This window comes from Pedobacter albus (assembly GCF_036324255.1).
GTDB lineage: Bacteria > Bacteroidota > Bacteroidia > Sphingobacteriales > Sphingobacteriaceae > Pedobacter > Pedobacter albus.
Window position 1 is genome coordinate 954,443 of the sequence record NZ_JAZDQT010000002.1, and the last position, 21,036, is coordinate 975,478.

Consider the following 21,036-nt stretch of genomic DNA (forward strand, 5'->3'; position numbering starts at 1 on the left):
TGCGTTCTAAAAATTAATCTTTTACGTAAGGGTAGTCGGTTTGCACGTACACGTCTGTGTAAAGTTCCGATGCATCTGGCCATGGCGACTCTTCTGCAAATTTTACAGAATCTTCTACAATGCCTTTTACTTTCTCTTCGATTTCGGCGATCCAGTTTTCATCGGCATATTTCTCTTTCAAAATGGTTTCCCTTACGCTTTCGATTGGATCTTTAGCTTTGTATTCTTCCAACTCGTCTTTGGTACGGTATTTTGCCGGGTCAGACATCGAGTGTCCGCGGTAGCGGTAAGTCCTCATTTCCAAGAAAGTTGGGCCTTCGCCTGCACGGGCACGTTGGATGGCCTCGTCCATGGCATTGTGAACCGCAACTGGGTCCATCCCGTCAACCGGTGCGCATGGCATATCGAAACCTAAACCAATTTTATAGATATCGGTCATGTTGGTGGTACGTTCTACCGAAGTACCCATGGCATAACCATTGTTCTCACAAACAAAAATTACCGGCAATTTCCATAGCATAGCCATGTTGAAAGCTTCGTTCAAGGCGCCTTGACGAACGGCTCCATCGCCCATGTAGCAAATATTTACGTGCTTGGTGCCTTTGTATTTTTCGGCAAAAGCGATACCAGCTCCAAGCGGGATCTGACCGCCTACGATACCGTGGCCACCGTAAAAATGATGTTCTTTACTGAACATGTGCATAGAACCGCCTTTACCTTTTGAACAGCCTGTAGCTTTGCCGTACATTTCGGCCATAATGCTGTCGGCACTAACGCCAAGAGCCAAGGCATGGGCGTGGTCGCGATAAGCGGTAACCATCGAGTCGCCTTTTTCCATTGCTGAAATGGCACCGGCAACTACTGCTTCCTGACCAATATAAAGGTGACAAAATCCGCGTATCTTTTGCTGTCCGTAAAGTTGTCCGGTCTTCTCTTCGAACTTGCGCATCAGCAACATCGACTCAAACCACTTCAAATAGGTATCCTTATTTATTTCTACTGCACTCATGTTTGGGTATTGATTTTTATTTACGGGAACAAATTTAATTTTTTTATTATATTTTCTTACATCATCGTATGTAAAATTATCCGTGCCGAGCACTAAACACAAGGGATTTAGCACCGTTTTAGTGTCTGAATTACACTAATATAGACTGTAAGGAGGTCTAAGTGGGCATTAATATTTTTCTGCCGATAACTTAGCCCCATTTTTTGATGCTCGATTGGCAAAAACAAAAAAATTTTATTCTGTTGGCTATAAAGGGCGAAAGGATTTTGAAAAATAAGGTGTTTTCGAAAGATTTTTAGCTATTCCCCTCCGCTGGAGGGGTGCCCGAAGGGCGGGGTGGTTTTTCTTTGGGCAAACAAAGAAACTTGTTTTTCGTCTCCTAGCCTGCGGGCTAGTCCTTTTGTCTTGAAACAAAAGTGACCAAAAGTTCAAGGCTTTTGCATATTCGTTGCGCTAGCCGTGCCAATCTTAATTGGCGCAATATGGAGACGCGATGCTGTAGTGCTGGGTTATCGTTTATGCTTTTTGCTTCGGCCATCTTGCTTGTGCGATGCAATGTGAGATGACCTGCAAAAGATCGACCCGCTATCCCTGCCTAATTTGCAAAGGCCGTATGGCGAAGTTACAATACTTGTGCTGTGGCCTAAATTCCTGTTCTTTTTTACAGTCACTGAACTAGCTAATGTTCATGGTGCAATCTCATTGATAGCACGCCATCCGCTGGCCAGTGCCAGGAAAAACGGAAAAAGCGAAGCAGTAGCCCTTAATTTTGCAATGCCGAGCCTGAAGCGAAGCGGTGCTGCATCACTTGCGCACTTGCTTTAAAGCAAAACCGAATCAGCAGCACAAAGCGATCCGCTTTTACAGTTGAGCATAGGGCTTGAGCAAAAGGCACCTCGGGTCAGCGGGGCCTTTTCTTTGCTTCGTTTCTTTGGGCAAGCAAAGAAATGAAGAGAAAAGGAAAATTAAATGAGGATTGTCTGCACCTCATCGAAAGCGCCTTACGTTTTCCACAGGTCAAGTCCTCATGAACCAAACCCGGATCATTCGCCTTGGCTTAAACGATTTATCAACAAATGTGACTTCAGGAAAGTAGCTTCAGCGCCTTAGAACGCGCAAAATGTTAATAACTTTTACATTTAACTGAGATTCATTTGGATAACATTTGCAAAAGACATATTTTTGCTACCCTAACAATAAGCCCTTGTGGTGTACGTTTAAGTGTAAGTGCCCGTTTACCCAAACTTAACAGCATAACATGATTAAAAAGATTTTGTTTTCTACTCTTATCGTTCTCGGTAGCTACACCGCTACATTCGCACAAAGCAATAAGACCAAAGAAGCCAAACTAGAAGATCCTGACAACTTAGCGTCGCAATATTTCTCGCAGGTAATGGGTGTAGCCGTAGATGCGACATCGAACCTGAAGCTATACAAGTTTATTTACGAGTGGATTGGAACCCCATACCGCTACGGCGGCAATACCAAAAAAGGGATTGATTGCTCGGCCTTTACCAAAGCCATTTACGACAAGGTTTTTAACACCAACATCTTGCGCAACTCGCGCGATATTTTCAGCATGGTTGATCCTTTATCGAGAGACGAACTGAAAGAAGGCGATTTGGTTTTCTTCAAGATCAAAAGCCGCAGCATTTCGCACGTGGGCGTATACTTGGGCGATAACCGCTTTGCACATGCCTCGGTAAAAGGCGTACGCATCAGCAACCTGAACGAACCTTACTACAGCCGCTATTTTTATAAGGGCGGACGGATTTTAGATCCGGCAAACAAAGAATTCATCGAAGAATAGCCTCTGGCATCCGATTAAAAATATTCCAATCCTTCCCCATAAAACCGGGAGGGATTTTTTGTTAGGATTAAATGGAATTCCTTTACCATATAAGACAAATAAGTTAAACTAAGTGCCTCGCCTTAATGTATTATTATTTCTTAAATGGTTTTGTTTCTCATGCTTAGGCTTAAATTTGCTTCCATTAAACTTGCATCTTTTACAAACACCCATGAAAAAACTCCTCAGCATCGCTTTTTTAACCGGCTTGGCCGCTTATACCCTGATGAGTTGCCAAAACAAAACCCAGGCAGAGGTAAAACAGGTTAAAACAGACACGCCAAAAGTCAAATTACTAAAGGATACTTTGAGCATAACCGCTGTGGGCGATATGATGCTGGGCTCTGCCTTTCCGAGCAAACTGAACCTGCCACCCGATGATGCGGTAAACAGCTTTGCCGCGGTCGATACTTTTTTAAAGGGCGATATTGTATTCGGCAACCTGGAGGGCTGTTTTCTCAATTCGGGCAATTCCAACAAATGCAAAGGCATCAATCCCAACAACTGCTACGCCTTCAGAATGCCCGATCGTTATGCCAGCATCTACAAAAAGGCGGGCTTTAACGTGCTGAGCATTGCCAACAACCATGTAGGCGATTTTGATGCCAAGGGGCGAAAAAATACGGCCAGACTGTTAGACTCGCTCCAAATCCATTATGCCGGTCAACTGAACAAGCCTTTCGATTTGTTTGAGATAGACAGCATTAAGTATGCCTTTTGTGCCTTTGCACCCAATGAGAATACGGTTTCTATCAAGAACATCGATAGCGCCAAGGCTTTGGTAGCCGAACTGAAAAAACAGGCCGATATCGTGATCGTGTCTTTTCACGGTGGTGGCGAGGGCGCCCGTTTTGAACATGTAACGCGCAAAACCGAAGTCTTTTTCAAGGAAAACCGAGGCAATGTTTATGCTTTTGCACATGCGGTAATAGATGCTGGTGCCGATGTGGTGCTGGGCCATGGGCCACATGTAACCCGCGCCGTTGAAGTGTATCGCAATAAATTTATCGCCTATAGCCTGGGCAATTTCTGTACCTATGGCATGTTTAGCCTGAAGGGCCCGAATGGCTTTGCGCCGCTTTTACAGCTAAAAATTAACCGGAAGGGTGATTTTCTGTATGCCGATGTCGTTTCGGTTAAACAAGACAAGGTTAATCGCCTAACCTTAGACGAAAACCATACTGCATTTGACAAAATGAAGACTTTAACCGATATCGATTTTGCCGGACATAACCTTATCTTTGAAAACAATCAAATCAGGTTAAAAAACTAGTACGATGAAGAAAGGCTTAACGGTTCATTATATTTTATTTGTTGCCGGGCTTGCACTGGCTGCGGTAGCCGCCTACCTCATTACCACCGATCCCGACGAGAACCTGAACTCTAAGCTGATTGTTGTTTTTGCCGGAGCCTTTGTAGGCATCAGCCAGTTCATGATCATCAAACATAAGCGCAAGCTTAAATAGCTCCGCTATGATTCGTCTTTGGTATTTTTGATCAATCCGATGCCCGAAACAAAGAAAATCAAGCCGATAATTCCATAAACAATCAGGCCGCGCGAATTCTGGCTATGATTTACAAAACCTATTCCCGCATAAACCAGCCCAACCACACCCAGCAGGGTTAACAGGGTACCAAAAATCCTTTTTACGTTCATAAAGCAATGTTGTAGCATTAAAACATGGCAATGGCCGTTTTGTTTCAAAAAAAAGCGGCACCAATTTAATGATGCCGCCTTTAGATCTGTTAATGCAATAATGCTTACCAAACGCCGAGCCTGTTTTCTGGGGCTACGTACATTTTGGCTGTTTTCGGAATGTTAAATGCCTTGTAAAAAGCTTCCATGTTATAAACCGGGCCATTTACCCTGAACATTTCTGGAGAGTGCGGATCTGTTTTGATACGAACGCGCATGTTTTCATCTCTGTCTTTGATACGCCAAACTTGCGCAAAGCTCAAAAAGAAACGTTGATCTGGAGTAAAGCCATCTATTTTTTGACTGTTGTCTTGACCTTGCTTGGTGAGTTTAAAAGCATCGTAGGCAATGGCCAAACCGCCAATATCGGCCAGGTTTTCGCCCAGTGTTAAGTTGCCGTTTACATGCTCGTTGCCCAACAAGGTAAAGCTGCTGTACAATTTAGCTACTTTATCCGCCCTGGTTTTAAACTGGTCGGCATCGGCTTTGGTCCACCAGTCTTTCATGTTGCCCGTTGCATCGTACTGACGACCCTGATCGTCGAAACCATGGGTCATTTCGTGGCCAATTACCGCACCAATAGCGCCATAATTGATGGCATCGTCGGCTTTGGCATCAAAGAATGGAAACTGTAAAATACCTGCCGGGAACACAATCTCGTTAAACGTTGGATTGTAATAGGCGTTTACCGTTGGCGGAGTCATACCCCATTCTGTTTTATCAACCGGCTTGCCGATTTTGCTGATTTCTTCGTTGTAGGCATGCATCCTAGCACTGCGCGCATTGCCCAAGTAATCGCCTTTGTTGATGGTTACATCGTCAAAGTTCTTCCATTTGGTGGTGTAGCCGATTTTCTTTAAAAAGACGTTCAGTTTCTCGGTGGCTTTTGCCTTGGTTTCGGCACTCATCCAATCCAGTTTCGAAATCCTGGTGGCGAATACTTTTTGCAGGTTGTTTACCAACTCGTCCATTCTTTGTTTGGCTTCTTGCGTAAAATATTTCTCTACGTAAAGCTGGCCCAAAAGATCGCCCATATTGGCGTCGATACCATTAACCAGTTTCTTCCATCTTTCTGATTGTTTTTTCTGGCCATTGAAGATTTTGTTGTAGTTAAACGAAGCATCCACAAAAGCCTTGCTCAACAAACCTGCATTTCTGGCCATGTAATCGTATTTGAACTTCGTTTTCCAAACTTCTATGGGCTGACTGGCCAATAAGGTACTCAATGCTTTGAAATAAGCCGGCTGACCTACGTTAACGCTATCGGTTTTGATCTGCATGGCCGTAAAAAGCGAAGGCACATCCAAATTTGGAGCCAACTGCGACAGCTGGGCTACGCTCATTTTGTTGTAGTTCTTTTGCGGATCTCTCAGCTCCTCAGGGCTACGGTGAGATTTGGCAATTTCTGTTTCCAAGGCCAAAATGGCATTCGCATTTTTAGCTGCCGTAGCGGCATCGGCACCGGTTAGGCTAAACAGTTTGGTTGCATAGGTTACAAAACCTTCACGGGCTACTTTAGAAGTACTGTCTGTTTTAAAATAATAGTCTTTTTCTGGTAGCGACAATCCCGATTGGTAAAAAGAAACAATGTTTTTCACGCTGTTTTTTTCATCGGCGCCTACGCCCATACCCAATAGGCCGGCTTCGTTGGTTTTTGCCAATTCGGCCAATAGGCTCACCAATTCTTTATAACTTTTGGCACCATCAATTTTGGCCAATACCGGCTTCAAAGGTTCGGCCCCCAATTTTTCGATGGTTACCGTGTCCATGCCACTGGCATAGTAATCGCCAACCTTTTGCTTGATGCTTCCTTTTGGCGCATTTGCCTTTTCGGCATCTTCTACAATTCCTTTTAGTTTTTTGAGGTTATCTTCGTACAAAGTATAAAAGCTGCCCCAGCCGCTCTGGTCGTCTGGAATAACCGTGGCTTTCATCCATTTACCGTTGGCATATTCGAAAAAATTGTCTCCGGGATTAACCGTTGTGTCCATTCCGGCTTTGTCTAAAAATACCGTCCGTGTATCGGTTTCGGTATTTTTATTTTGGCAGGCCGCCAGTAGCGCCAGACCAATTAATGGTAAACCTAATTTCAGTTTCATAAATGATTGATTATAAAATATCTAAAATAAAGCTACACAGAAAATCAATTTATTAGTAATATTGACTATAATTTAAATCAAATTCTATGGACTATTTTTTTTATGGACTGCTTTTTTTCGGATTCATTATCCTTCTAAGCTCTTTTGTTACCGTAAGGCAAGGCACCATTGCCGTGATTACCATTTTCGGGAAATACCGCAGGCAATTGCGCCCAGGCTTGAATTTAAAAATCCCATTGATTGAACAGATCCATTCCAGAATTTCGATACAGAACCGCTCGGTAGAGCTTTCTTTCCAAGCGGTTACGCAAGACCAGGCCAATGTATATTTCAAGGCCATGCTGCTTTATTCGGTACTGAACCACGACGAGGAAACCATTAAAAACGTAGCCTTTAAATTTGTGGATGCCAGCAACCTGATGCAGGCTTTGATCCGTACCATCGAAGGTTCGATCAGGGCTTATGTGGCCACCCAAAAACAAGCCAACGTATTGGCGCAAAGAAACGAAATTGTAGAGCACGTAAAACACCAGATAGACCAGGTATTGGAAAGCTGGGGCTACCATCTACAGGACTTACAGCTAAACGATATCACTTTCGACGAAGAAATTATGCGCTCGATGAGCCGCGTGGTAGCTTCGAACAACTTGAAAGCGGCTGCCGAAAACGAAGGCCAGGCTTTATTGATCACCAAAACCAAAGCCGCAGAGGCCGATGGTAATGCCATTAAAATTGCGGCCACCGCCGAGCGCGAGGCTGCTCAATTGCGTGGACAAGGTATCGCCCTGTTTAGGGAAGAGGTGGCCAAGGGTATGACCAATGCCGCCCACGAAATGCAACAGGCCAATCTCGATACTTCGGTTATTTTGTTTACCATGTGGACAGAAGCCATTAAACAATTTGCCGAATACAGCGAAGGCAACGTAATTTTCTTGGATGGTAGCACCGAAGGGATGAACAAAACCATGAAAGAAATGATGGCCATGCAAGTAGACCCGAATAAAGGGAAAAAATAAACCATCGCCATTTTCCCTCCTAATAATGAGGGATGGATAAAAGAGCAGTCTTGACCAGCTGGTTAGGATTGCTCTTTTTCGTTTATGAGTACTGCTATTCTACCATATTTGTTTGCGCTTAGCGTTAGGCATATAACGTTCACACTGAGAGCCACGGATTAACTCGCATCTTTGGAAACAACCAACTTAATTTTCTTAATGCCTCAATGGTTAAACTTGTTAGGCGTATGGCGGTAGGCGTGTAGCGTTTAAGATTAATGGTAAAACTTAAATTCGCAACTTAAAAAAAGCCCCGACCAAATGGCCGAGGCTTTTCATGATTATCGAATCAAGATCTTCTATTTCTCAAAAGTTTTGGGTACGTTGGTTAATCGGTTACCCTCGGTCATTTTCATCAAATCGATCATCACCTTAATGCTTTCGTCTTCCACCAAGTCGTAGTTTTCATCTTTCGCAATTTTATCGCCTTTTTTAACTGGCGCCAAACCTCTCGATGCCCTCAATTCGTTTAAGCGGGTCAGGTTTTTGGCTTCCAAAGCATCTCTTTCTGCTTTGAGCTTGGTTTCGTTCAAAGTAATTGAAGTTTCGCCATCGCGTTTTTTAGAATCGGCAATATCTTCATTCAGCACTTTATAGTCTAAAGAGCTCTTCATCCTTTGCTCGTGCAACCTAAGCAAATTGGCTTTAATGTCAGTCAAATCGGCCACAGCCCTGTAGTTAGACGGCTTAATCATATCAAATGGCAAGGCCGATGGCTCTGTATCTTCGCCAATTTTATCCAATGGATAAACCGATGGGAAATTGATATCAGGAATTACACCCTTATGTTGAGTGCTATTGCCATTTACACGATAGAATTTTGCCATGGTCAAATTAATTTGACCCAACTGCGGAATACCATCCTTATCGAGCACTGCATTGCTGCCCTGAGGCGATACAATAACGCCTTTGCTATCTCTTTTAAACAGCGCTGCCATTTTTTGCAGGATAGACGGATTAACCAAACGGTTAAGGTCTATAGACGACTGCACGGTTCCTTTGCCATAGGTTTGGGTACCCATGATAATGCCCCTGCCGTAGTCTTGTATCGCACCGGCAAAAATCTCTGAAGCCGATGCGCTCAAACGGTCAACCATTACCCCCATTGGACCAGTCCAAGCGGCGCCTGCATTTTTGTCTTCGTCAACTTCAACACTGCCTCTTAAGTCTTTTACCTGTACAACCGGACCTTTGTCTATGAACAAGCCGGTCAGGTCGATGGCTTCTACCAACGAACCACCGCCGTTAGATCTCAAGTCCATGATAATGGCATCAACTTTATCGGTATTTTTAAGGGTATCAATCAACAAACGCACGTCGCGGGTGGTGCTTTTATAATTTGGATCGCCTGCATTGGCCGCTTTAAAGTCGGCATAAAAAGCTGGCACCTGGATAATTCCGATTTTATAAGGTTTACCATCAGATTGAATGGTTTTTACCGATTTTTTGGCAGACTGATCGGCCAAAATCACTTTCTCGCGCACCAAGGTAATAATTACAGGTTTTGAAGAAAGCTCTTTTCCTACCGGAATTACTTTCAATTTTACGGTCGTGCCTTTAGGGCCTTTGATTCTCGACACGGTATTGTCGATCCTCCAGCCAATTACATCTTCAAATTCGCCATTGGCACCTTGGGCAACTGCCACAATCCTATCGCCGGCATTCAGCTGTTTGCTTTTAAAAGCAGGTCCGCCAGGTACGATAGAAACGATTTTGGTTACTTCGTTTTCCAATTGCAAAGTAGCACCAATACCTTCGATAGAGCGCGACATTTCTTGGTTAAACACCTCGGCATTTCTAGGGTTAAAGTAATTGGTATGCGGATCGATGGCTTCGGTAAAGGCATCCATGATGATCTGAAAAACATCCTGGTTGTTGAACTTGGCGGCCTGCGACTTCAGGTTTTCGTATCTTTTGGTTAGCGTTTCTATGTTCTTGGCATCAGGCGTACCTGCAATTTTCAGGTTTACCAGCTCATATTTCACCCTTTTCTTCCACACATCGTCTAAACCGGCAGTTGTGGTAATCCACGGCATTTTTTCGCGGTCGTAAACGTAGGTGTCGTTTTGGTTAAAATCGTATTTGCCTTTGATTTGCGCTATCGAATAATTGATGCGTTCGTTGTATCTTTTCAGGTAAACGTTAAAGATGTAGAAAGGAGCGCTCAAGTCGCCGATCCTGAAATCGTCGTCGAGCTCGGTTCTGAACTTATCAAAGTCTTTGATATCGCTGGCCAAGAAATAATATTTGGAAGGGTCCAAGGCCTTGATATACCTGTCTAGAATGATAGAAGAAATCGAATCGTTGATTTCCAACTTCTTATAGTTATAGCTTTCGATCAGGTTAACCACTTGCCTTAGCACCAGGCTTTGTTGCTCATCTGGCTTAATATTTTGTACGCCATCAACCATTTTCTGTGGTTTTGGCGATGCGCTACAGGCCAAGGCCGCGGCTGTAAACGTAATCATCAATACTCTTCTCAACATCTCTTTAACAGTTTTAAAATCCATTCTTATAAAATCATCATCCAATATGATACCAATTTCTTAAATAAACAAAAAAGATACAGCAATTATCTGTATCTTTTTTGTAAACTTTATTATTCAGCTAGTTAGCTTGTTTATTTTTTAACGCCTGTTTTTTCGGTAATCAGTGTCCTGCTGTTTTTTATCTGCTGACTGAACTGGGTAATTTTAGCGTTTTTGGCTAGCAGTTCGGCACGGTTCACATCTTTGGTTGCCAATACGTATTCTTTCTTTTTGATCTTGACCATGGCAATGCCCAGCACCGAATCGATGTAGGACGTATTGTTGCGAAGCTGCTGCGCCAAAATGCCCTGTTGGGTATAGAACCAAAGCGATTGGGTTAATTTGTTGGCGGCAAAATAGATTTTGCCCAGCTGGTTGTAAGCCGCCATCTGGCCTACCTTGCTGCCTATTTTGGCATAGGTTTTAAGCGCGGCATTCAACACCACCTGTTCGGCTTCGGTATAATGCGAAAGCAATAGGTGAATGTTGCTCATGCGCAATAGCGCAGCGCCATAACGGCTAAATTTACGGTCGTTGTTGTATTCGAAGGCTGCTTTGCCAAACAGCGTAAGCGCCTCGTTCAGGTCGCCTTGCCTTTCGTTGCGTTCGGCATCGGCAAAAAATTCATCTCCATCCGTTTCGTCTTTGAGCGAAACCGCGATATTAATAGCATTCCCTACCGCATTTTGTGTTTCCTGAGGCCCAGAATTCACATTTTGGGCAAAGGCGGCAGAAGCAAAAAATAGGGATGCGAGAGCCAGGTGAATCTTATTCATCTGATAAAGGTAACTATTTTTTAGTTAAACACCTGTAAACTACCATCAAAAGCTGCCCAAACCATATAGGGATGAGAGTCGCAATGGTAAATTTCGCCTTTGGCCGAGATTCCGATAACACCGGCGAAGCCGTCGAATGCCTGCAGTTCGGTAAAAGATTTGTCGCAGGCCTCTTTCAGGCTAAAGCCATCGGTAACGCGGGTCACGATTTTAGCCGCCAGGGCACCGCTTACAATGTCTTCGCCCACACCGGTACAGGAAATTCCGGCAAAACTGTTGGCAAAATTACCGGCTACCGTGGCCGAATCACTCACCCGGCAAGGAATTTCGAAACCTTTGCCACCAGTTGAAGTGGCCGCAGCCAAATTTCCGTTGGCATCTAAAGCTACACAACCTACCGTTCCTTTTCGGCCCTGTTGGTTGAGTTTAGCCTCATATTCGGCTTGGCGTTGCGGGGTAATGGGGTTAAAATATTCGAAGTTGTTGGCTCTTGCAAAGGCTTGCGCCCCTTCGCCACTCAGTACGCGATCATCATAGGCCAATAATTTTTCGGCTACCTCAATCGGGTTTTTTACATCCTCTAAATTGATGACACCACTAAATTTTTGGGTCTGGCCATCCATCAAAGCGGCACTGAGCCTCACTTTGCCATCGCTTTGGATCTGCGAACCGATGCCCGCATTAAAAAGTTCATTGTCTTCTAAGAGGCCAACAGCATACACCACGGTTTCTAAAGCCGTGTGATTGGCCAAAAACTGATGCGCTTGGGTTACAATCTGGGCCAAGGCATCTTGCTTGGCTTTTTTGGTTTCCTGGTTGGTGGCCGATTCGCTGAAAAATCCGCCGTGTATGATTAGTTTCATTGGAGTATTGCGTAGTGAGTATTGGGTATTGCGTATGCGCTTGGATTAAAATGCTTCACGCCATACGCTAATCGCTTAAACGCGAAACGCTAGGCCGTAGGTATAACTTTTGGATGATGGATAACCAATTGATGGCTTACCAAATCGTAAATATCGCCGTCGCACATCACATGCACCACCATGTTCTTGATCGAAACCGGCTGTCCCATTTCTACGTCGGTGAGGTTGGTATCGGCCATAAAACGGCCATCCACCAAAATTACCATACCCGAACCAATGGCTTCCATGGTATTGTTGTGGATGTACAGTCCGGTATCTTCGCCCAAGCCAATGCCCAAAATACCCGGGTTGCTGGCCGTAGCGTACAGCAAACGGCCAATACGGCCACGCTGCACAAAATGGGTATCTACAATCACATCGTCAATAAAGCCCAGGCCTCCGGTAATCTTTACTTCGCCTTTCAGCAGTGCGTCTTTGCTGCTGCCTTGGTAAATCATGTTCTTAGAACTGGCTGCCGCACCTGCCGACGTTCCGGCAATCACAAAATCGGTGTTTTCGTATTTGTCTAGCAAAATACGGTGGATTTCGGTGCCACCAAAAATAGACGATAGGCGCAATTGATCGCCACCGGTAAAAATAATAACGTCGGCTTGTTTAATACGGGCCGCATTTTCGGGATTGTTGGCCTCCTCGCGGCTGCCTATATTCAGCACGCCGATGTTATGCACATCGAGCTGCGCAAATGCCTTGATGTATTCTTCGCCAACTTTTTCAGGAATAAGCGATGCCGTGGTCATGATTTCGAAACGCGAATCGTTCCCTTTAATTGATTCAGTGGTAATCCGCTTTAAAATTCCACGCTCAAAAAAGTTCATGTTCTGCGGCAATCCGAATTGCGTTTCGGCAAAGCTTCCCGTATCTATTGCGCCGCCTATGATGATTAATTTTCCTTTTGGAGCCATCGTACCTGTGTAAATGTTGCTAAAATGCCAAATATATGCGCATTAGCCTAATATTTAACAGTATTTTTATCAATATTATACTTTTAATTAACAATCAAAGCAGAATTTGGAAGCTTGATGAACAAGTTTAATTGCAGGGGGCCACAGTTAATTTGAAATTTTTTTTATACTTTAAGCTAAGGTTTCCCGGGCTCGCCCGAAACCGATAATCTCCCCACCCCAACAACGCATTCAAAAAAAACAATTTTATACAATAAATGAAGATATTAGGCATACAGGTTTTACGGGGACCAAATATTTGGTCGGTGAATAGAAAAAAATTGATCCAGATGCGCCTGGACCTCGAAGATATGGAGCAGAAGCCCACCAACCTCATCGACGGATTTAGGGAACGTATTGAAAAGCTGATTCCCACCTTGCACAGCCACAGGTGCTCTAAGGGTGCTCCGGGTGGCTTTTTGGCCCGTGTTGAAGAGGGAACCTGGATGGGACATGTGATTGAGCATATTGCGCTCGAGATACAAACCTTGGCGGGCATGGATACAGGCTTTGGCCGCACCCGACAGACCAAAACCGAGGGCATTTACAACGTGGTGTTCAGTTACCTGGAAGAAAAGGCAGGGGTTTATGCCGCCGAAGCCTCGGTGCGCATTGCCGAAGCCTTGATCGACAATAAGGAATATGATTTGGAACATGATATCCACCGCATGCGCGAACTGCGCGAATCGGAACGCCTCGGACCAAGTACCGGCTCTATTGTTGATGAGGCCATTTCGCGCGATATTCCGTGGATCAGGCTCAACAAAGGCTCTTTAGTGCAATTGGGTTATGGCAAGAACCAGGTGCGTTTCCGCGCCACCATGACCGAGCGTACCAGCAGCATTGCAGTTGATATTGCCGGCAACAAAGACGAAACCAAGCGCTTGTTGGAAGATGCCGCCATTCCGGTGGCCAAAGGCGTTACGGTTACCACCCTCGACGATGTGCACGAAGCCATTAAAAAAGTGGGCTTCCCTTTGGTATTTAAACCTTTGGATGGCAACCACGGACGGGGGGCCACCATTAACGTTAAAACCGAAGAGGCCGCCATTGCCGCTTTCCATTATGCCAAAGAACATTCGCGGAGAATTATTGTAGAGCGCTTCATTACCGGCCACGACTTTAGGGTATTGGTGATCGACCATAAAATGGTAGCCGCCGCATTGCGCGTGCCAGCCCATGTCAAAGGCGATGGCAAACAGACCATCCAGGCACTTATTGATGAAGAAAACGCCGATCCGCGCCGTGGCTATGGCCATGAAAACGTGCTCACCGAAATCAATGTAGACCGTGATACTTTAGACTTGCTCGAAAAGAAAGGCTATACCTTGGAAACCGTACCTCCGAAAGGCGAAGTGGTTTACCTCAAATCGACGGCCAACTTGAGCACCGGTGGTACTTCCATCGACGTAACCGACCAGGTGCATCCACAAAACGTATTCAATTGCGAACGTATTTCGCGAATTATAGGCCTGGACATTTGTGGCATCGATATTATGGCACAGAATCTTACGGAACCCCTAACCGAAAACGGCGGTGTGATTTTAGAAGTCAATGCCGCGCCTGGCTTCAGGATGCACCTCGCACCAAGCGAAGGCCTGCCCCGCAATGTGGCTGCACCGGTAATTGATATGTTGTACCCACCGGGCAAAGACGCTCGTATTCCAATTATTGCGGTAACGGGCACCAATGGTAAAACCACCACTACCCGCCTCATTGCGCACATTGTAAAAAACAACGGCAGCCGCGTAGGCTTTACCACTTCTGATGGCATCTATGTACAGAATACCATGTTGATGAAAGGCGATACCACTGGGCCTTTTAGCGCAGAGTTTATCCTGAAAGATCCAACGGTTGAAGTAGCCGTACTCGAAACAGCCCGTGGTGGCATTTTACGTTCGGGACTGGGCTTCAACAAATGTGATATTGGCGTGGTGACCAATATTCAGGAAGACCATTTGGGTATTTCAGATATCCACAATCTCGACGATTTGACCCGAGTGAAAGCGGTAATTATCGGTGCCGTCAAAAGAAACGGTTGGGCGGTGCTCAATGCCGATAATGCTTATTGCCTGAAGATTGCGGCCAGCGCCGATTGCAATGTGGCCTACTTTAGCATGGACGAAAAAAATCCGGTGATTAAGGAGCACTGCAAAAAAGGGGGCATTGCCGCCATTTACGAAAACGGTTTTGTGACCATTAAAAAAGGCGATTGGAAAATTCGCGTTGAAAAAGCCACGCATATTCCGCTTACTTTTAACGGCACGGTCGATTTCATGATCCAAAATGTATTGGCCGCTACGCTCACCACCTTTTTGTGGGGCTATAAAACCGAAGATATCCGCACCTCGCTAGAAACCTTTATTCCCTCGGCGGCACTTACGCCAGGCAGGATGAACATTTTCAAGTTCAAGGAATTTAAGGTGCTGGTCGATTTTGCGCATAATCCCGATGGCTTTAACGGCGTAAAAACCTACCTGCAAACCGTGGAGGCAAGCGAGCATGTGGGCGTAATTTCGGGTACCGGCGACAGAAGGGACGAAGACATTATCGAAACGGCCCGCATTGCCGCGCAGATGTTTGACAGGGTAGTCATTTGTCAGGAGAAATACCTCCGTGGCCGCAAGCAACAGGAGCTTATTGATTTGTTGCTGAAAGGCTTGAGGGAAGTCAAACCAGACATGCAGATCGACATTAACAACCATGGCGACGACTGCCTGAAAAACCTGATCAATACCGCCACACCGGGTTCTTTCATTACCATTTTAAGCGATACCATCGATAACGCGATTAAAAAAGTAACCCATTACCTGGACAAGGAACTGGAGCAAAAATAAAAAACAGAGTCCCGATACAACATCGGGACTTTGTGATTCTAGGGAGTTTTCAAAACTACGCTTGGGAGTCTTTCCATCTTTTAATTTCGTCGTGCGATTGCCTCAACCATAATCCTACTGCTTTTGGCGTAGTTAAACAACAGAGCCCTGACGTTAAAAGTTTAAATAAGCTTAGCGCATTTAGGAATGGGTTCAAATTGGGAAAGCTTTGATATATTTACGGCCATGTATCCCAACTTTATCCGGCATATTAAACGTTATGTATCGCTAACCGACGATGAAACTTCCCTCTTGCTGCAACAAATAAAACCTTTAACGCCTAAAAAGAAGGAATTTCTTTTGCAGGAAGGCCAGGTTTGCAGGTATAATTATTTTGTGGAGCAAGGTTGTCTGCGCATGTTTTTTGTGAACGATAAAGGCACCGAACAGATTGTACAATTTGCGCTCGAAAACTGGTGGATTGCCGACTACATGAGCTTCGGCATGCAGCGTCCATCCAACTTTTCTATCCAGGCGGTAGAAACCTCCCAAATTGTTGGCCTTGCGTACAGTCAGCAAGATGAGCTTTTTAAGCAATTGCCACAACTGGAGCGCTATTTCAGGATCATGATGCAACGAGCTTACGCGGCAGCACAAATGCGGGTCAAGTTCTTCCACGATTTTACCAAGGAAGAAAGCTATCTGCATTTCATCCGTATGTTTCCCGATTTCGCGCAACGCATCCCACAATACATGCTGGCCTCCTATTTGGGCATCACCCCCGAATACCTCAGCGAGCTTCGCAAAAAACAGTAGCCTTTTTTCATTTCTTAAACTGGTTTAAGTTTTTGCTGTATAAACCCGCCTAACTTTGGTTCATCATTTAAAAAATAAAGTTATGAACCCACGATTTAATATGGCAACATTAGAACCAGCAGGCTATAAAGCCATGCTTGGTTTAGAAAGCTACCTCGCTACGACCAAACTAGACAAAATGCACAAGGAGCTGATCAAAATCAGAACTTCTCAAATCAACGGTTGTGCGTTTTGCATTGATATGCACACCAAAGATGCCCGCAAATATGGCGAAACCGAGCAACGCATCTATCTTTTAAATGCCTGGCGCGAAACCAATTTGTTTAATGAAGAGGAAAGGGTTGTTTTGGCCTTGGCCGAAGAAATGGCACTGATTGCCAATGGCGGACTTTCGGAAGAAACCTATCAAAAAGCCAAAGCCCTGTTTGACGACCATTACATTGCCCAGCTAATTATGGTGGCTGTTACCATCAATGCCTGGAACAGAATTGCCATCAGCACTCATTTGCAACCTGCAGAATAGATAAGCTACACTTGCGAAGTCTCGCAAACTTCGCAAGTGCTAGTTCATAATTGCTCAGATACAATAGGCTTGATACTCCAACAACGGCCTTTGCAGGTTCGGTAGTGATAGCGGGTTTATTTTTAGCAATTACCTGGTCCTAGCAGATACAAGCAAGATGGCCGAAGCAAAGAGCATAAACCATCAGCTGGCACAATAGTACCGCGTCTCCATATTGCGCCTTCAAAAATCAACACGGCTAGCACAACGAAGATGCAACGCCTTGAATTTTTGGTCACTTTTGTTTCAAGACAAAAGGACTAGCTCAATTCAAGAAACAACAAAATATATTTAGCTACCCTAAATTTCTCCTTTTACAATTTTAGCCAAAGGGAAATAGCCTAAGGTTATCTCGTCTTCGGCTTCGATATTGCCTGGCGTAAATTTCAGGCTGTATCTCTTTTTGGTGGCCGAACTCAGGATATCTTCTATTTCGAAAATATCGTCTACATCTACGCCATACTTGTCGTCAATGTGCGATGAGGCCCCATCGAACCAGGTGTGTTTATAAAAAGCCGTTTCCTTGGCTGTTGCAATGGCTACTGCCTTTTGATCTGATACGACCAGCATTTTATAATGCAGTTCGTCGAATTCGTTTTTGCGATAGCCCCCTAGGTTGAGGAAGAACAGGCTGTTCAGGTCTGTTTTGGGATGGCCTTTTTCAACTACTTCTACCTTATAGTTGCCCACCTTGCTCACTACGCGCCAGGCATCGATGTGGATTTTGCCTTTTGCTTCGGGCCAAAATTCTACCATTTCAGGAACCAGCTCTTTCAGGGAGTTGGCAATGCCAAAAAAAACATCGTGTTGTTCGGTATGCCTCTTGGCCGGCCGACAACCCAAAAGAACCATAAACAGCTGTGGGTTTTGCATTTGCTTGAGCGATTGAGTATTTTAAAGGCACAATTTTGTCAATTGTACGCGTTCATAAAAATAAATCAAAACATTTGGAATCGCGCTGCGTTTCTAAAAGAAATCCATCATTGTTATGCTAGCACTTCAACGCCCGCCCGACGGCGGAACGCTTTACACAGAAACCAACCTGCAGCACTTTTTTCCGGAACCGCTCAATGCCATTACTTCCTGCTTTTTTCTGGCCATTGCCTTTTACTGGACCATTAGGTTGTGGAAAGACTATAAATCGCATGTGTTTTTGACTTACTGTCTGGTGCTGCTTTATATTGGAGGCATTGGGGGCACCACTTACCATGCTTTTAGGCAGTGGCGGATGTTTATCATGATGGATTGGATGCCCATTATGTTGCTGTGTGTATCGGCTGGGGTTTATTTTTTGGCACAGCTGTTCAAATGGTATTATGCGGTGCTCCTGGTGCTGGCCTATGTGGCTTTGCAGTTCTTTTTCAGGAGCATGGTTACCCACAATAACATCCAATTGTTCATCAACATCAACTACGCCATGATGGCCGCCTTGGTACTGTTACCGGTATGGGGTTACCTGATCAGCACCCATTGGAAAAACGGCAAATGGGTAGGCATGGCTTTATTGGCCTTTGTCGTTGCGCTTACGTTTCGCATAGCCGATAAATGGGAATGGCTAAGCACGGGAACACACTTTTTGTGGCATACCTTTGGTGCCATCGCCTCGTTCTGCATGTTCAATTATATTTATTTAACGCAGGAAACAAGGGCAGAAAGGCTAAAGGTGAAAGCTTAAAGACCAAAGGTAAGGGAAGTACACTTGCGAAGTTTGATAGGAATACACTTGCGAAGTTTTAAAAACTTCGCAAGTGTACTAGGCTTTAAATATAGTTATCAATTCTTTGCACCGTTTTTCAATCTGTGCACAAACAGGCTCGAAAAGTGCATTGTCGTAATAAGGGTCGACTACTTCATCATCATCTAGGAACAGCTTCACTTTTTGGCGTTGCGCCGTCGTGCTGGCTTGGGCAAGTACATCTTTCAGGTTATTCCTGTCCATCACCAAAATATGGTCAAAGTGGTCGAACATGGCTTTGGTAAAATGACGGGCACGTTGGGTTGAAATATCATAGCCAAAGTTTTGGGCAATGGCGATGCTTCTCTTATCTGGCGCTTGCCCCACATGCCAACTACCTGTACCTGCCGAAGCAATTTGCCAGCCCAGGTGCTGTTCGTTGACCAAATGGCGCATGATGCCCTCGGCCAAAGGCGAACGACAAATATTGCCCAGACAAACCATTAAAATTCTCACTTATTTTTGTTTGGCTATTAGGGTAGTTACGATGGTGTACTCTACATTATCCTTGGTGCTTTTGTCGACAATAATCAGCTTATCTCCGTTTAGCGCTGCTTCTCTACCGCCACCACCATAATTCAATTTAACGATATTGCCATTGCGAGTCCATTTCTGACTCGGGCTTTCTGGAGCCCTGTCGCATAGCGGACCGTTGCTACTGGTTACAAAGGTTCCATTTTCGTTAAAAATGTAGGTAAGTCCGGTTAAACAGGTACTTGCATTGCCTATGGCTAGGAAATCGGTAGACGTTTTTCCATCAATGGTCATTGCCGGCGTTACTACAGCCGAACTGATTGTCCAATTATACTTCGTCATGTTATCGGAAGCACTTTTTTTACAAGCCAAGGCCATACAGACCAAAGCCAACAACAATAATTTTTTCATGGTATTCCGGTTAAGTTTTAAACTACTTATAAATATCGTTTAAAACTTTGGCTAAACGAATACCGCCTTTCAACAATTGTTCGTTTACGGTGTTGATCCAATCGAAATTGTATTTATAGCTTAATTTGTCGTCGTTTTTAACGCCGGTTGCATAAATCTTGTTGCAGATTTGGTACGATTCGTAAACGCAATCTTTTAAACTGGCTTTTTGCCAAGCACCCAGCTGCAATGCCGTAGGATGGTTAATGGCTTTGGTGTATTCGGTATAGCTCAGTTGCTGAAAATCAACCAATCCTTCGTCCCATACCCGGTGCAGGTTAGATTTTTCGCCAAACCAGGTCAGCAAAATCTTGTTGCCACCCAAATCGTCTTTTCTGGCAGTATGCATTGGCTGGTGCATATCACCCATCAAATGGATCACCATTCTTAAGGCCAATTTCTTTTGCTCGGCTGTGCTTTTCGGGTTTTTAAGCACCTCGATCATTTCATTGGTTTTGTTATAGATATTCGGGCCAGGTTGATGGTCTAAAAAGCTGAACACATCGTTTTGCGACAATCCTTCAGGCAAATTCACATAATGCCAATTGCTCAGGTAGTTGTAGCTTGTATCCGATTTGATGAAATCGGCCCAGTTGGCCGTAATGGCCATGCTTTCGGTTCCCAAAATCTGCTGCACGGCTTTGCGCGCCTTAGGGCTGAGGTAATAATCGGCTACTTCGCCAACAATACGATGGCCCAATACGCCCCATGCACCAGCGGTGAAAGGAACATAAGCCAAGGCAAAAGCAATGGCTAATTTTTTGAATAGGTTTAATTTTTTCATCTGTTTAGGATTACAATTCTTTAGGGACACAGGTAATGGCTTGTTTTAGCTCCAATACGCATTCGCGTTGGTCGGCCAGGTTTTCAAGTACCAATCTGCTTCCACTGGATGATATGATTTTAAAATTGTTCAGGTAGCGTCCGCTGCGATAACAGCCCGAAACCTTTTGCTTGTAATTGGCTTTGGTAAAAGTTCCGTTCAAAATCAGGGTATCGCCCTTAACGGCATAAGTACCTTTTGCGTATTCTTTCCAAACGCCATTGTTAAAGCACGAATCAGAATAGTAGTTTACTTTCGAATGTGTAGTGAGGTCTACATAAAACGAATCGCAACTGATTTTGAAATGGTGCTGCGTATACGAAAGCAGGTCTTTGGCATTGGCCACGCTGTCTTGGTTCCATACGCCCTGCAACATGGTTTCGCCCCTACCTTGTACATTGGGCAAGCGGGTACAGGCACTCCATAAGGCAATGAGGCAGAAGGTAAAAGGCAGAAGGTACAAGCGCCGAAAATACGAATACAT

The 21,036-nt window shown here is 44.7% G+C and carries 20 protein-coding genes; 8 read left to right on the top strand and 12 right to left on the bottom strand.

The window, feature by feature from the left end; translation table 11 throughout:
- Window positions 1-13: 13 nt before the first annotated feature.
- Complete coding sequence (pdhA, locus tag VRU48_RS13950; protein WP_330108530.1) at window positions 14-1,009, bottom strand: pyruvate dehydrogenase (acetyl-transferring) E1 component subunit alpha; 996 nt, start codon at window positions 1,007-1,009, stop codon at window positions 14-16.
- A gap of 1,258 nt (window positions 1,010-2,267) precedes the next feature.
- On the opposite strand from pdhA, the gene VRU48_RS13955 reads away from it, so the two are divergent.
- The 3 genes from VRU48_RS13955 to VRU48_RS13965 all read left to right on the top strand — a co-directional run bounded on the left by VRU48_RS13955 (window position 2,268) and on the right by VRU48_RS13965 (window position 4,324).
- Window positions 2,268-2,819, top strand: a complete 552-nt coding sequence (locus VRU48_RS13955) for a C40 family peptidase (protein ID WP_330108531.1) — start codon at window positions 2,268-2,270, stop codon at window positions 2,817-2,819.
- 211 nt (window positions 2,820-3,030) lie between these two features.
- Entirely contained in the window at window positions 3,031-4,131 is a 1,101-nt protein-coding gene (locus tag VRU48_RS13960) for a CapA family protein (protein WP_330108532.1), read from the top strand.
- Window positions 4,132-4,135: 4 nt separating this feature from the next.
- A complete protein-coding gene (locus VRU48_RS13965; protein WP_330108533.1) occupies window positions 4,136-4,324 on the top strand; it encodes a hypothetical protein in 189 nt (62 codons plus the stop codon).
- A gap of 5 nt (window positions 4,325-4,329) precedes the next feature.
- Here VRU48_RS13965 and VRU48_RS13970 read toward each other — a convergent pair whose 3' ends face one another.
- Together VRU48_RS13970 and VRU48_RS13975 are read right to left on the bottom strand one after the other, a co-directional pair.
- Entirely contained in the window at window positions 4,330-4,515 is a 186-nt protein-coding gene (locus VRU48_RS13970) for a hypothetical protein (RefSeq protein ID WP_330108534.1), read from the bottom strand.
- 104 nt (window positions 4,516-4,619) lie between these two features.
- Window positions 4,620-6,653: a M13 family metallopeptidase gene (locus VRU48_RS13975; protein WP_330108535.1), complete on the bottom strand. Its 2,034-nt coding sequence runs from the start codon at window positions 6,651-6,653 to the stop codon at window positions 4,620-4,622.
- Window positions 6,654-6,739: 86 nt separating this feature from the next.
- Between VRU48_RS13975 and VRU48_RS13980 the strand changes: the two genes are divergently transcribed.
- The gene (locus VRU48_RS13980; RefSeq protein ID WP_330108536.1) at window positions 6,740-7,669 is read left to right on the top strand and encodes an SPFH domain-containing protein; all 930 of its coding nucleotides are present in this window, start codon (window positions 6,740-6,742) and stop codon (window positions 7,667-7,669) included.
- 338 nt (window positions 7,670-8,007) lie between these two features.
- Here VRU48_RS13980 and VRU48_RS13985 read toward each other — a convergent pair whose 3' ends face one another.
- The 4 genes from VRU48_RS13985 to VRU48_RS14000 form a co-directional block, all read right to left on the bottom strand.
- Complete coding sequence (locus VRU48_RS13985; protein ID WP_330108537.1) at window positions 8,008-10,194, bottom strand: carboxy terminal-processing peptidase; 2,187 nt, start codon at window positions 10,192-10,194, stop codon at window positions 8,008-8,010.
- A 134-nt stretch (window positions 10,195-10,328) separates the two neighbouring features.
- Window positions 10,329-11,012 (bottom strand): tetratricopeptide repeat protein, encoded by a 684-nt coding sequence (locus VRU48_RS13990; RefSeq protein ID WP_330108538.1) that lies wholly within the window; start codon window positions 11,010-11,012, stop codon window positions 10,329-10,331.
- 20 nt (window positions 11,013-11,032) lie between these two features.
- Entirely contained in the window at window positions 11,033-11,875 is an 843-nt protein-coding gene (locus tag VRU48_RS13995) for an isoaspartyl peptidase/L-asparaginase (protein ID WP_330108539.1), read from the bottom strand.
- An 89-nt stretch (window positions 11,876-11,964) separates the two neighbouring features.
- The gene (locus VRU48_RS14000) at window positions 11,965-12,837 is read right to left on the bottom strand and encodes a cyanophycinase (protein WP_330108540.1); all 873 of its coding nucleotides are present in this window, start codon (window positions 12,835-12,837) and stop codon (window positions 11,965-11,967) included.
- Window positions 12,838-13,142: 305 nt separating this feature from the next.
- Between VRU48_RS14000 and cphA the strand changes: the two genes are divergently transcribed.
- The 3 genes from cphA (at window position 13,143) to VRU48_RS14015 (ending at window position 17,031) form a co-directional block, all read left to right on the top strand.
- Entirely contained in the window at window positions 13,143-15,713 is a 2,571-nt protein-coding gene (gene cphA / locus VRU48_RS14005) for a cyanophycin synthetase (RefSeq protein WP_431311635.1), read from the top strand.
- Window positions 15,714-15,899: 186 nt separating this feature from the next.
- A complete protein-coding gene (locus VRU48_RS14010) occupies window positions 15,900-16,508 on the top strand; it encodes a Crp/Fnr family transcriptional regulator (protein ID WP_330108542.1) in 609 nt (202 codons plus the stop codon).
- 100 nt (window positions 16,509-16,608) lie between these two features.
- Window positions 16,609-17,031, top strand: coding sequence for a carboxymuconolactone decarboxylase family protein (locus tag VRU48_RS14015; protein WP_431311636.1), 423 nt, complete (start codon window positions 16,609-16,611; stop codon window positions 17,029-17,031).
- Between the two features lie 339 nt (window positions 17,032-17,370).
- On the opposite strand, the gene VRU48_RS14020 is transcribed toward VRU48_RS14015, so the two are convergent.
- Window positions 17,371-17,943 (bottom strand): DUF1543 domain-containing protein, encoded by a 573-nt coding sequence (locus VRU48_RS14020; RefSeq protein ID WP_330108544.1) that lies wholly within the window; start codon window positions 17,941-17,943, stop codon window positions 17,371-17,373.
- 115 nt (window positions 17,944-18,058) lie between these two features.
- Here VRU48_RS14020 and VRU48_RS14025 point away from each other — a divergent pair, with 115 nt between their 5' ends.
- The gene (locus VRU48_RS14025; RefSeq protein ID WP_330108545.1) at window positions 18,059-18,745 is read left to right on the top strand and encodes a hypothetical protein; all 687 of its coding nucleotides are present in this window, start codon (window positions 18,059-18,061) and stop codon (window positions 18,743-18,745) included.
- 78 nt (window positions 18,746-18,823) lie between these two features.
- Here VRU48_RS14025 and VRU48_RS14030 read toward each other — a convergent pair whose 3' ends face one another.
- From VRU48_RS14030 to VRU48_RS14045, 4 genes are read right to left on the bottom strand one after another with little or no spacing between them, the layout of a single operon-like run.
- Complete coding sequence (locus tag VRU48_RS14030; protein ID WP_330108546.1) at window positions 18,824-19,261, bottom strand: low molecular weight protein-tyrosine-phosphatase; 438 nt, start codon at window positions 19,259-19,261, stop codon at window positions 18,824-18,826.
- The gene (locus tag VRU48_RS14035; RefSeq protein ID WP_330108547.1) at window positions 19,262-19,690 is read right to left on the bottom strand and encodes a hypothetical protein; all 429 of its coding nucleotides are present in this window, start codon (window positions 19,688-19,690) and stop codon (window positions 19,262-19,264) included.
- 22 nt (window positions 19,691-19,712) lie between these two features.
- Window positions 19,713-20,513 (bottom strand): S1/P1 nuclease, encoded by an 801-nt coding sequence (locus tag VRU48_RS14040; RefSeq protein WP_330108548.1) that lies wholly within the window; start codon window positions 20,511-20,513, stop codon window positions 19,713-19,715.
- A 10-nt stretch (window positions 20,514-20,523) separates the two neighbouring features.
- A complete protein-coding gene (locus tag VRU48_RS14045; protein ID WP_330108549.1) occupies window positions 20,524-21,036 on the bottom strand; it encodes a fumarate hydratase in 513 nt (170 codons plus the stop codon).